This is a genomic window from Endozoicomonas ascidiicola, assembly GCF_001646945.1.
GTDB lineage: Bacteria > Pseudomonadota > Gammaproteobacteria > Pseudomonadales > Endozoicomonadaceae > Endozoicomonas > Endozoicomonas ascidiicola.
Window position 1 is genome coordinate 149,202 of the sequence record NZ_LUTV01000001.1, and the last position, 13,347, is coordinate 162,548.

The following is a 13,347-nucleotide window of genomic DNA, read 5'->3' on the forward strand; positions in this document are numbered from 1 at the left end:
CTTGCCCCTGCTTCTATGCAGAAGCTGGTTTATAGCTATTGGCAAAGCATGGATAAAGATGACAAAGGTAAAATCGCTCTACTGGTGGAAGGCCCGGCGGGYTGGGGCAARGATTTTCTACTGGATAACACGATAAAGCTGTACCTCGGTCAGCAATCAGGTGACATTTCGCAGTCGTATACCCATATTACTGCCAACCCAAACCAGTGGCATCAGCTGGAGAGCCATGTTAAAACCGCCATGAGCCGGGGAGCCCCCGTCGCCATAAGCGAACTGAACTTGATTCCCAGCCGTTATCTGGAAGGGTTATTTAATGGCATTCTGACGGGTCAGGCCACTGCGGGCTTCCGTTTGTTTGCCACGGTCAACCCGGGCAGTTTTACCGGTCGGGAAGGGCTGAGTGCCGYCTTGAAAAGTCGTTGTACCCAGGTTCGGCTTGCGCCCCTGGCTTTATCTGATCTGGAAGGCATTTTGCAACAGACACCAGGTATTCCAGAGTTTTTGCCCTGCTGGCTGGCCCGTCATGTTGACCAACTGAGTCATACCCTTGAGGTCCAGAAAAGCCCGCTGCAACTGGCGCTGGACGATCTGTTGACATCGGCCCGGCATTTAGCAACGAAGCCTGTGGCTCAATGGCCGGACGCTTTTCAGAAACAACAGTGGCTTGCGATTCGAGCGCTGGTCAAACCATTACCCTCGATTCAGGACGGTGGAGAGCAACGAAGAAAGCAACAGGAGATGGAGCWGAAGCGGCAGGAATACGAATGCATCGTGAACAGTGTCCCGGGTGTACCGACGCCGGTAATGGTCAAGTTGGGCCGGCAGTTGCAGTTCAACCAGAGGGAGTGGACTGTGCCGGACAACCTCTCTCCCCAGCAACTTTTACAGATCACCCACATGAGATTGGGCAGCCCCGRTGGCCAGATCCCTAACCAGYCCGTTAGAGACTTCGGTGGRYRTGACTATRRGTTTGGTGACATCMTTGRAACTMAACATTWTTTTRWRACACGATATTTCCCGGAAGTTCCTTAYGATAYCACCTATTATCGGCTCAAKTTTTWTGAAACCAGACTCTCTGAAAACGGGAGGGTACTTGAGCGAGAAATCTCATGGCGCGATGGGACTGTTAATCCCCTGGATATCGCCTCTGAAAAACTGGGATGGCGAACCACCCTTAAAGCGGATGAGTTACCGGGCAAGGTRTCCATGGCTCTTGACGATCAATGGCAGGCTCTGCCTTCTCTRACACCGGCGGACCAGCTGCGAGCTATTCGGGTGACCCCGGAAGTTTCCATYGAGCTGGCACGGAGCCAGTTAACGGGGCAACTGCTGATCCGATACGAGCCACTGCCATCAGACACCAAAACTAGTCCAGCTACCATCGATTTTATTATTGCTCCGAACCCGGACTATTTTAATCGTCTCTCGCTGTTGTCAGCCCCATCACCGGAGGCCATAGGCAGGACGGGGGGCAGGACGGGGGCATCTAAAAAAATCGTAGCYACCTCATTGAGCCACGATGAAACCGTGGTGCTCCAACCGGGTTTATGCAATACCCGACTGAAGCAGCTGTTTGATCAGCAGGTATTTACGGATGAAACAGGATGCGAGGCGTTTGCAGAGTTACGGGATATTAACACGATTGATAATCTCCCTACCCGACTCAAACGTCTGGCTGCCTGGCTTGGCGATTTCCAGGATAACAAAAATCTGGTTGGCCAGAGTGAATCGCTTCTACTGGCCATGCTCCGGGAAAAACAGGGCGTTTGTCGACATCGGGCCATGTTGTTTCAGCTGCTGTGTCACTACTGGGGTATTCCAGCCCGGRTRGTTMYAAATRRKGRCCATCRTTTTACCGAAATCAGCACTGACAATGGCGCCACCTGGCAGCAGTATCAGCTTGGGGGTGGCGGTACCTCTATTTCAGAAGTCACTGAACCGGATTGGGACGATTTTGATCGCCCCGATGGTTGTGAGCTGGCTTGTCCGGAAGGTCGCGAGATCGTCACAGAAAAAAGCTTCTTTAGGTTATTGGAAGAAGAAATCAAACATCTGGAAAAGAAGATAATCACCGGAGAGGCTATCTCTGCAGAAAAGCTTAAAAGACTGCTTGAAAATATCATCGAACATAAAGAAACGACCAAAAATGGAGACATCTTGTTATGTTTATTAGCTCCCCGTTTTTATAATACCCTGAGCGAAGACCAACAACTGTGTCGTCTACTGTGCAAAGTCAGCCATCAATGTAAGGGTATCGATAGCGATAGCAATTCCTTCGATTTCGAGCCAATTGCCAAGGCAATACAGGAAAATCAGGAGGGCTATAACGAGCTACTGTGCGACCTCTGTGATCAGAGCCCGGCGTTCAGCAAGTTGTTGGCAGGCATACTGCAATACTGCTGTGTCCACCAAGTGGACCAACATCCGCTCAGAGAACGAATTATTCAGATGGTCAACAACCTGAAGCTGTGGGAATTCTCGAAAAAACCCATCAKTGAGTCCATGGGAAAACGGGAGGGAGCCCTCCGTAGTTTTGTTCGTGACTTGCCCGATAGTCAGTTTTTGAACAAAAAAATACGCAGCCTGCGCATTGAGAAATCCTATACATCAGTACCACAGGAAAGCGCTCAGTATATGCCAGAACGTCTGGCCGCGGGTCAGCCTGCTTTTCTCAATGAACGAGTTACYCAGTCGTTCCCCGATGTGATCATGGATTTTTGTCATATCGGACCATCCTTTATGGATTTAGTGGCGGAATTCGCGAGGTCAGTGACCACTAATGAAGGGAATATCCACATCCATATACACCTGATAAAAAAAACGTTTGCCATTTGGCTGGCCCGGCACAAAACCGATCCACAAAGTGTATGGCAGTGGCTGACCAATGAGTACRCTCATTGCCATGAACAGCACATGCCGGATCAGATCCCGCTGATGCGCTATTACGATCATCGATTCACCAATAGCCGACATTCGGTAGAGCTGGCGATTGATCAAGTGAAACAACTCAGTGGCAGGCAGTCTGCCGTAGTTATTCAGGAACAAGACTTATTGAGTTTACTGAATGAGTTCCTTGAACTTTGTGACCGGACAACGTTCAAGGATTTATGCCGCCARGCTGATCAGCAGMYTGAACTTTTCGACGCAGCCWATRAGGGCGATTTACAGAAAGTTAAGGCGCTGATCAAAGCCAGAGTGAATATCAATGTGTCGGATAATAGACATTGGGCCTGCACTCCGCTGATGAGCGCTGCAACAAATRAACASTTATCAGTGRTTGAGTATCTTCTCAAYGAARGGGCAGATGTTCATGCAGAGCAGRATGAGGGGTKTACGGCCATTCATWTWGCTRCGGWAACAGGKGAAGWGRATCTCCTCAACATTCTAATCAAATCAGGAGCTGATGTTRATCATCAGGCTTGGGATYACAAGGAAAAGTTTCCCTTGTGTATAGCYGTGAMAARMCAAAAACTTGCGGCTGCCGAAGTGCTACTACGCAAGGGAGCGAACCCTGATAATCAAACGCTAGATGGATWCACCCCCCTGTATMTTGCCGTCAATAATCAAAGTATCGATATCGTTCGATTGCTATTGGCGCATCAAGCCAATCCAAACATCAGGGAGTATTTACTAGGGCTGACACCACTTATGGCGTCTGCCTTCGAAAACAATGGTAGATTAGAGCTGACTCGTTTACTGCTGGACGCGGGGGCAGACGTCAACGCAACTGACAACCGGGGGGTGACAGCACTTTTATTAGCTGCGGAAAACGGTTTTCCTGAGATTGTTAGCTGCCTGCTCCAAAAGGAGGCGRATCCGAATATTGCTATGTTTAATGGTTGGACCCCACTGATACAAGCAGCACAAAATGGACATCTGTCCATAATTAAAGAGCTACTTTCGTGCCAGGCTACTGTAAATGCAACATGCATTAAAGGTGAGACAGCCCTGGATAAAAGCATTTGCTATAGCCATTCCAATATTGCATTAGCTTTATTGGAAGCTGGCGCCAGGGGTACAGCAAAAAACTATCGGGAAGCGCAAAAAAAACAAATGCCCCAAAGTGTTCTGAACGCATTGAAGAATCAGTTGTCATGAGTGTAATACCAATGGTGCTTTTAAATTTTGGAGTGAGCAAGTAATTTTGGGCGACTGCGCCAATTTCATCTAACAGTAACCTTTTTAACCGCGCTTTGGCATCAGCTTCTGATAATTGCACCACGTGTCGTTCAACCAGCTATTCCCGCTAGATAAGCCATTTCTTCCTGGGACAGCTATCGGTCAACCAGCACCAATTCATAGTAATGATATTCACTCATGAGAATTCTTGAAGTAATTGATGGTAATGAACGAATAAATGATTGGTGAAAGTCTGATATTGATGAGTACTAACGTTCTATTATATCCTTCTCTGATAGAAATAGAATCACATTATCATTGACTATAAAGAGTGTCTGCAATTCATTGATAACACTCGTCTTTTTAATCCCAGTCAGGCTGTATCTGCGGTGTAACCTGAAGCAGCTCCTCCACCTGCTGGAGCGATTTAATGAGCCTTGTATCCATTATGATTTTCATCCAGTAATTTTGGACGTAAGATCAGACATCACAGGCTCATTTCATATTGGAAGAGACTGATCACAGCAAAGCATGGGGTTTTATTGTACTTTAGTATTAACTTTTTTTTAAAAAATTAAGTCTATAATAAAATCAGTCAATTAGGTTATAGACGGTTTTCACATGGATAGATCTTATAATAACTTGCACCATGGTTCTACCTCGGCTGTACCAATCAATACACCAATGCCACCTTCTTCAGGCAATAACAAGCAAGTCCTGCCTGATAATGTTATTTCTACTTCTTCTAATAAGCTCACTTTATTAGCGAAACGTAAAGCCCGAATAATAGACCATAGCCCATCAAATAAGCTGAAACAGACAAGTGCGCTGCTTGAATACCCGGTGCCTGCTCACCAGGCACCGCAGTCCMCCGGRGTGTTTTATTTCGCCAATGATCCATTRTCCCGCCAATGGGTGTGYGATCAGCTCCGACGTACCCAGCCCCCCTTTTCYGTGATCATGATTCGTTCTCCGGACGAYATGGAGCAATCGGGCTTGCTGCAACAAACCCGGTTGGATAACGGAAAACTGCAAACAAAGGCAGGCCGGTTATTTGGCGATGAACCTCTGACCTTGATTGTTGATCTCACCGTCTTCCATCCCGGCGACATTGCCAGTTTCAACGATTTGCTGCAGGCGCCCCCCTCCTGCAATGGCCAGCCTCTGGGCTGTGGAGTAAAAAGGGTTTTTCTGGTCAGTGAGGATATGCTCAGTGGTAAGCAACCCGCTAATCCGGACCTTTGGCGTCGCCTGAGACAAATGAACCATCAGGTGCTTCCTGCCATCGTTCACGATAACACGTCTCAGAGTGATGAGGACGTTCTGGCCAGTGTACATCGGGATAAACCACCGACTGATCAGCCGGTCAAACGGATCGATTTTTCTACATTCAGTGATTGGCACCACGGACTGTTTGGCGGTATTGCCCTGAACGAATATGGTCAGCTGAACTTTTCTGAAGGTGCCCTTTCCCGATTACCGGATGCCAGTCACCTGATTCTGCAGAATGCCCCATGGGAGAACGAGCGCTTCCGGACAACACTGGCCGATGCGGTAAGAACCGGTGGCTTTGAAGCTAACGGTCAGTGGTGTTGCCTGCCTGGGCATCTGAGCTTTTCCAAAGAGGATGCTGACTTTTCAGAATTGGAAACGCTGATTAATCAGTACATGGCTGCGGATTCTGAGACCTTTAAGCCTCATGAGTCATTCGTGTGTGTTAACGTCTGCTCCCTTGAGGAGGTAAAGACCGACTTTCGGGTAAATAATCATAAAGTGGTGCGTGTTAACCGGCTGGCATGTTTAATGAAAGGACGCCGCCAATTGGTCATCACTGGCCAGCTCAAGGAGACCCAGTGGTTGTGGCTACTGGGGCAGATTGAGCAATTGCCGGCCAATAAGCGCCCGTTACTCTTTCAAAATCTGCCCGTTGAACAATTAATACTCCGGGATTCATTCCGCCAGTCAACAGTGGGTCGCAATTCCAGATTGACCAGTGCTTTCCATTACAGGGTGCACTCCAGCGACTCGCTCGACTCCCTGCAAAGTGTTCAGCTGGACAGCGAGAAGGGCCTTACCTTCAGCATAAGCAATAGTGAATTAATGGACTGCCTGATCAGGGGCAAGCCGGTTATCTTTACGGGACTTGAATGCAATCCAACCTTTGCGGCCTGTCTGGAAACCCTGTTGTTGCGCCAGCCTTACCTCTTTCTGAACGGGCACCGGATTGANTTTGAGAGTGCCTGCAATCCATTGATAGCACTCGTCTTTTGACTTCCAACCAGGCTGTATCTGCGGTGTAGCCTGAAGCAGCTCCTCTACCTGCTGGAGCGATTTGATGAGCCGTGTGTCCATTATGATTTTCATCCAGTAATTTTGGACGAAAGATCAGAAATCACAGGCTCATTTCATTTTGGAAACAAGGGCTCCGTTCAGGCTCATTTCATATTGGAAGAGACTCTGGCTGTCTTTTACGATCTTGCGGGTATTATACTCAAAAGTTGTTCTAAGTCCGACAGGCTCCTAGATCCTCGAATATTTTGAGTTCTCTGCCGAAAAAACTCGTCCCTGTTGTTAACTGTATTAATTTTCTGCAAGAGCAATTATTAAGCACTTCGAAAATGCAATAAATTAGCCTTTAGGCGATAATGCCCATTAACTCTCTGTTTTTAAGTGATACTAAAGTATAGCTATTTGCTCTATTCAGGGTTCGACCTGATCACAGGGAAAGATTTTAATCGACATTCCGTTAAGAATTTTGCGCTACCAATCTGTACAAAATTGATACAGGTCAGATATTTGCTATTTTCCCCCCAAGATCCGTTATGCTAGGTAATACCACCTATTGCCGAACATTATCCACAGGCACAGACTATTTCTTTTTTACCTGCTCTTATAGGTCTGCAGAGCTTTTTCAGCTCGTTACCTATTAAGCCCCATTGTTATCAAGGGCTTACAACGCAGTTTAAGAGCATTTTTTTCAGTGTGTTAATGGACACTCGCTAAGGCCACCAGAAATGACAGATCTTAACCAATTTCGAATTGAACACGACCTTCTGGGCGAAGCTCCGGTTCCTGAGAGCGTTTACTACGGCATTCAAACCCAGCGTGCTGTGGAAAACTTCCAGATCAGTGGCGTTCAGCTGAACCATTACGGCAATCTGCCAAAAGCTCTGGCCATGGTAAAGAAAGCCTGTGCACTGGCTAACCGTGATCTGGGCATGCTGGATCCGAAAATGGCCGATGCCATTTCCGACGCCTGTGACGAAATCATCGAAGGTCGTCTGCACGATCAGTTCGTGGTTGACATGATTCAGGGTGGTGCCGGTACTTCCACCAACATGAACGCAAACGAAGTGATCTGTAACCGTGCACTGGAGCTGATGGGTCATCGTCGTGGTGAATACCAGTATCTGCACCCGAACACTCACGTCAACATGGCTCAGTCCACGAACGACGTGTACCCGACGGCTATGCGTCTGGCCATGGTTCTGAAGCACAAGTCTCTGCTGGTTGCTATCAAAACCCTGAAAAATGCCATGGATATCAAAGCTGAAGAGTTCAAAGATATCCTGAAAATGGGTCGTACCCAGCTGCAGGACGCAGTTCCTATGACTCTGGGTCAGGAATTCCGCGCATTTAGCACCACTATTGGTGAAGATATCCAGCGTATCGGCGAAATGGCTTCTCTGCTGCGTGAAATTAACCTGGGTGGTACTGCCATCGGTACTGGTATCACTGCCGACAGCCGTTATGCACCTCTGGCGGTTAAATACCTGTCTGAAATCTCTGGCCAGGAAATGATTCTGGCAGGCGACTTGGTCGAAGCGACTTCCGACATGGGTGCTTTCGTTATCTTCTCCGGCGCTCTGAAGCGTCTGGCGGTTAAGCTGTCCAAGATCAGTAACGATCTGCGCCTGCTGTCCAGTGGTCCGATGTGTGGCTTTAACGAGATCAACCTGCCAGAAATGCAGCCAGGTTCTTCTATCATGCCAGGCAAGGTAAACCCGGTTATCCCTGAGTGCATGAACCAGATCGCCTTCCACGTCATTGGTAATGACCTGGTGGTGACTCTGGCGTCTGAAGCCGCTCAGCTGCAGCTGAACTACGCAGAGCCAGTGCTGGTTTACAAGATTCTGGAATCCATCCAGCAGCTGTCTGCCGGCATGAACATGCTGACCGAACGTTGCGTCAAAGGCATCACCGCTAACCGTGAAGTGTGCCAGAGCTACGTAGACAACAGTGTTGGTCTGGTGACCGCTCTGAACCCATACCTGGGATACGAAAACTCAAGCCGTATCGCCAAGACAGCCCTGAAGAGTGGTCGTCGTGTGGTTGATCTGGTTCTGGAAGAAGGTTTGCTGACCGAAGAGCAGCTGGCTGAAATCCTCAAGCCAGAAAACATGATTGCACCTCTGAACCTGAGTGCTTCCATCAAGCACTGAGCGAATTAGGCTCATCAAAAGCATCCTCTACGAGTGCCTTTGATAACGAAAAAGGCTGCACCTGGTTCCAGGTGCAGCCTTTTTTTCACCACTTTATTACTCCCACCGTCGTACAATCGCGGTAACCCTCGGTAATCCACAATAACAACTTCGATAAATTTCCCTATCATTCGTCGATTATATCAGTCTTCACCTATGCATCACGGTTTAGCCTGCAGACTGAATAGCAAAAGCGTATCAGCCCCCATTGGAAACCGAAACAGAACACAAAAAAATAGGTAAACGACTAAAGTCATGTAATGAACTCTACTGCATTTTGGGCATTTTCCCTTAAGCAAGTCTTACTGGCGCTCTAATTTTCTATTGTGCTGACAAAACATCACGCCATACTCTGCTAAAATTGTTTCTGACGACGGTCAGGCGAAGGACGGTCAGGTAAAGGCAGTTGATAGATGTCACGGTTCTGAATTTATTAACAACGTTCTGCCGTGCCTTAGAAGTTGTTCATGATCTTTTGCGAAAAGCGAGAACGAGCAGAAAGATTGTGAACAGCTTCTTACGGTACCTGTTCAGTTAGCTAGTGCATTTGGATGCACTCTTTACCGGACTCTTACCGGTTTCCATTAAACCCTTTTCGGCTTGATTGCATAACGAATACATGTGGAGTCACTATGCAGCAACAGGATATGAAGCAAGAACCTACCGTATTTATTATTGATGATGATGAGGCCGTCCGTGACTCACTGAAAATGTTAATGAAGTCGGTAGGTCAGGCAGTGGAAACCTTTTCCTCTCCGGCAGAGTTTCTGGAAGTCTACGATGAAAACCGCCCGGGTTGCATCGTTCTGGATATCAGAATGCCTGGCATGAGCGGTCTTGAGCTGCAGAGCAAACTGAATGAAATGCACTGCATTCTGCCGATTATTTTCATTACCGGCCACGGTGATGTGCCAATGGCGGTACAAGCCATTAAAGATGGCGCAATGAACTTTATTCAGAAGCCGTTCCGCGATCAGGAGCTTCTGGATCTGATTAACGATGCCCTGAAGCTGGATACCCAGCAGCGTCGCGAACTTTTGGAGCACAAAGAAATTCTGCGTCGTCTATCCACGCTTACTGACCGTGAGCGTGAAGTTCTGCACCACGTTGTTGAAGGCAAAGCCAACAAGGTGATTGCTGCCGACATCAACCTGAGCCAGAGAACCGTTGAAATCCACCGCTCCCGGGTGATGGAAAAGATGGGCACCAAATCACTGGCTCACCTTGTTCGACAAGTGATGCAGGTTAAAGAACATCTTGATGGAGAGTTTAACTTCAAGATCTAATACCCATGTTTGAAAAGATCAAGCCAGCGTTCTGAAAAGAGGCCGGCTTGATGTATATTTCTTCACAGGATAGCAATCTATGAAACACTTTCGTTGTCCCTGTGGACAAGACATCCCCGCCAATGCTTTAAAAGTATATGCCCGAACACACGTAAGCACTCATTTTACCCAAAGCACTGCCAGATTCTCTGACTTCAAAGTTCAAACCGAAAGTGTACTGACTAAACTTAAACTCAAAGAAAACGGTTTCACACCCGAAGAAGCGAAGACACAAAAATCAAACTTAAAGACCCTATTCGGGTTATGTATTGAAATATACACAGCTCCTGATCACGATGAACGCAATCATTATTTCGAGCTTAAGGATACCCTGAATAAAAGGTATGTTGATATAATGGACACGATAGAGTTGGCATTAAGACCATGACGTATTCCCCTACATAGAGCATGGATATATATCATAACTATCAATGATTTACGTGGTGAATAGAAAGCTCGAAAATGAGATAGACCTACCTCATAAAAATAAAACGAATACTCATTCAAATGGTTAGGTAGTCCCCGTATCACGTCAAGTACATCCCTCCATTCAGCATTTAGCCCACTAAACCTAAACTGAACATCATCCATTATGAATGGTACGCAGAGACTGTGAATTATCTTTCCTTAAGCAAAGAGCGGTCGACATTTAACCCTGCATTTCAGCAACCATACAGAATATTTTTTGCAAGGCTGCCAATATGAATCTCGCCCCGACATGCTCAGTTTACCTTCTGGAACAAGATTCTATTGTCACAGATACGATTCGTAATCTGTGTGTAGAAAACGCGCTTTCACTGACCTGCTTTAACAGCCATGTTGAGCTGATGTCTGCCATCCAGGCTACCCAACCATGCTGTATTATTGCAGCTAATGACCAGCCCTCTGGACAGGCGCTGGACCTCATGGAAAACCTGGCGATTGAACAGCATCAAATCCCCGTCATTATTCTTGGGGATCACAACGATGTACACAGCGCCGTTGCAGCAATAAAAGCAGGTGCAATTGATTATATTGAGAAACCAACCATCTATGGCCGATTGTCAGAACAACTGAACCGCGTCATCAAACAACGGGCTCAGGTATAATACCGCGTAGCCTGATTCAGGGCTGAAGACCTTTCACGTATTCAGCAAGGTGCTTTAGTAACTCGATTTTACTGGTTGATTGTTGCACGTCCTCAGACTGGTTCTTTTCTTCCCAAATCTGCCAGAATCGTTCATAGGTGAGTACCGGCTCATTACTCTGGTGCAGCTGGCCGGATAAACGCTCACGACAATACTGGTTCCATCGAACTCGTTCATCCTCATCTAACGTCTCAGAAAAATGACGACCTCGATAGCGAAATAGCATTTCTTCCAGACGCTTATCCTGAAAGTGCAATCCAAGATCAGACAACGCCTCGGGTTTCACTCCATGAATTCGATTCATCTCATCACGATCCGCCGGTGAGAAGAAACCACCGGAGTAAATCATTTGATCAGGATCTGTCTGCCCTCCTTCTGGTCGCTGAGAAAACACGTCTCGAAGTTTCGCCGATAAACCCGGATCATCTATCAATCGTTGCCGGTTGCGTTCGCAGGTTGCCAGATCAATTTCGAGGCGATCCTGATCTTCAGGCTTTAATACTTTCAAAGGTGCGACCACTGGGCACTTATTTAAATGAATGGTTTTCAGTGGGATGCGTTGCTCACCTTCCGGTAGCTGATTCGTTGGCGTGTAAAGCCTGCTGCGAACATCGTCAGCGGATAAATTTAACAACGGCTCCGGGTCAATGGACAAGTCATAAACGACAACTCCATTACGATTCAACGGATGATCAAGCAGCGGCATGACAATGGCCAGATTATTCCGCTGCGCACCAAACATGCCTGAAACATGGGCGACCATATTCCGTTGAGCTGTGTTCAGCAGCCCCGCCACTTCGCGCTTGCCCCGATTAGCCAGATAAAACTGGTACACCTTAGGTTGTTTTTGTCGTATAAGTCGTGCAAGGGCGGTGGTCGCTCTTACGTCCGAAAGCGCATCATGAGCTGAGCCATGATCCAGACCGTTTTCTTTTGTCAGGTGCTCTAGCTTAAAGCTGGTAAAACCATCTTCTCGTTTCGGCCACTGAATCCCTTCAGGTCTCAGTGCGGCAACCATCCGAACCAGATCAATCAGATCCCACCGACTGTTGCCGTTTTGCCATTCCCGGGCGTATGGGTCATAAAAATTGCGATACAGAATATTGCGGGTGACTTCATCATCAAAACGCAGCGTGTTGTAGCCAAGAGCGCAAGTTCCCGGCTCCATCAACTCGCGATGAATTCTCTGAATAAACTCAGGCTCAACCATTCCCTGGGCATTCACAGCCTGAGGTGTTAACCCGGTAATTAAACAAGCTTCAGGGTTTGGAAGGTGGTCTTCAGGCAGGCGACAGTAGATATTCAGGGGCTCGCCAATTTCATTCAGCTCGGAATCGGTACGAATACCAGCAAATTGTGCCGGCCAATCCAGAGCCGGGTTGGTACCGAAGGTTTCATAATCGTGAAAGTAAAATGATTTCATTTCATTACCATTCAATGTTGTTCAGAATACACCACCAATCCCTTGAGATATCTACGCTTACCACCTTTCAAACCTTCATTTTGTTTCACTTATAAAAACAAATTTTCAGCCTGTTTCACCTATCACTGAGTACATCTGAGTGTACAGAATTTCCTAACGCTCTTATTTTTTACTAATATGTACACACCATAAAAACAAAATCTGTACACAAGAGTGATCACATGCCCCTGTCTGATACCAAGCTCCGCAGTATTGCGGGCAAGCCCTATGCAGGAGAACCAGAGCTGTCTGATCGGGACGGGCTCAGTGTTCGCATTACCAATAAGGGAACCATCTCCTGGCAGTACCGCTTTCGATTTAAGCGAAAACCTGCCCGGCTGACACTGGGGCGCTATCCGGATCTGAAACTGAAAGATGCGCGGGAGCTGATTCCAGAGATTAGAGGAATCATTGCCAAAGGGCTAGACCCACGGCAGGCATGGAAGGCAAATAACGAAGATGGCGGAATGGTTACCATTGCGGACTGTGTTGAAAAATTTCTGAGTGTTCGTGCACCCAAATTAAAAAAGAGAACTCAGGATACCTACTCCAGTGTTCTGAATCTCCATTTCAAACCGCTATACCCCAACGAATAAGGATAGATTGCGCTTAGTCGCAATCTAACGAATAAGGATAGATTGCGCTTAGCCGCAATCTTATCCGGTTGTTGCACAAGCCCGGATTGATTTCTGGTGAGGGTGGTCTATAGAATTTTTCTTTTTTGGTGGCGATCAAATCAGAGCGTTTATATTGAACTCTCTTTATTCAGAATGAGCGTTACCCGACCACTGCATTACGTAGTCTGGCGTCTGATTTCCCTGTCTGACTGGCTG

7 protein-coding genes are annotated in these 13,347 nt (G+C 47.2%); 6 read left to right on the forward strand and 1 reads right to left on the reverse strand.

What is annotated here, in order from left to right; genetic code table 11:
• From AKL11_RS25490 to AKL11_RS00510, 5 genes are all read left to right on the forward strand, one after another.
• The coding region (locus tag AKL11_RS25490; protein WP_172807219.1) for an ankyrin repeat domain-containing protein at positions 1 to 4,098 on the forward strand (4,098 nt) is incomplete at its 5' end.
• Between the two features lie 3,035 nt (positions 4,099 to 7,133).
• Positions 7,134 to 8,561, forward strand: coding sequence for an aspartate ammonia-lyase (gene aspA / locus AKL11_RS00495; protein ID WP_067514515.1), 1,428 nt, complete (start codon positions 7,134 to 7,136; stop codon positions 8,559 to 8,561).
• Positions 8,562 to 9,232: 671 nt separating this feature from the next.
• On the forward strand, positions 9,233 to 9,886 hold the full coding sequence (locus AKL11_RS00500; RefSeq protein WP_067514517.1) for a response regulator transcription factor: 654 nt from the start codon (positions 9,233 to 9,235) through the stop codon (positions 9,884 to 9,886).
• 79 nt (positions 9,887 to 9,965) lie between these two features.
• A complete protein-coding gene (locus AKL11_RS00505) occupies positions 9,966 to 10,313 on the forward strand; it encodes a hypothetical protein (RefSeq protein ID WP_067514519.1) in 348 nt (115 codons plus the stop codon).
• A gap of 313 nt (positions 10,314 to 10,626) precedes the next feature.
• A complete protein-coding gene (locus AKL11_RS00510; protein ID WP_067514521.1) occupies positions 10,627 to 11,013 on the forward strand; it encodes a response regulator in 387 nt (128 codons plus the stop codon).
• 16 nt (positions 11,014 to 11,029) lie between these two features.
• On the opposite strand, the gene sbcB is transcribed toward AKL11_RS00510, so the two are convergent.
• Complete coding sequence (gene sbcB / locus AKL11_RS00515) at positions 11,030 to 12,475, reverse strand: exodeoxyribonuclease I (protein WP_067514524.1); 1,446 nt, start codon at positions 12,473 to 12,475, stop codon at positions 11,030 to 11,032.
• 221 nt (positions 12,476 to 12,696) lie between these two features.
• Here sbcB and AKL11_RS00520 point away from each other — a divergent pair, with 221 nt between their 5' ends.
• Entirely contained in the window at positions 12,697 to 13,110 is a 414-nt protein-coding gene (locus AKL11_RS00520; protein WP_067514526.1) for an Arm DNA-binding domain-containing protein, read from the forward strand.
• Positions 13,111 to 13,347 lie beyond the last annotated feature (237 nt).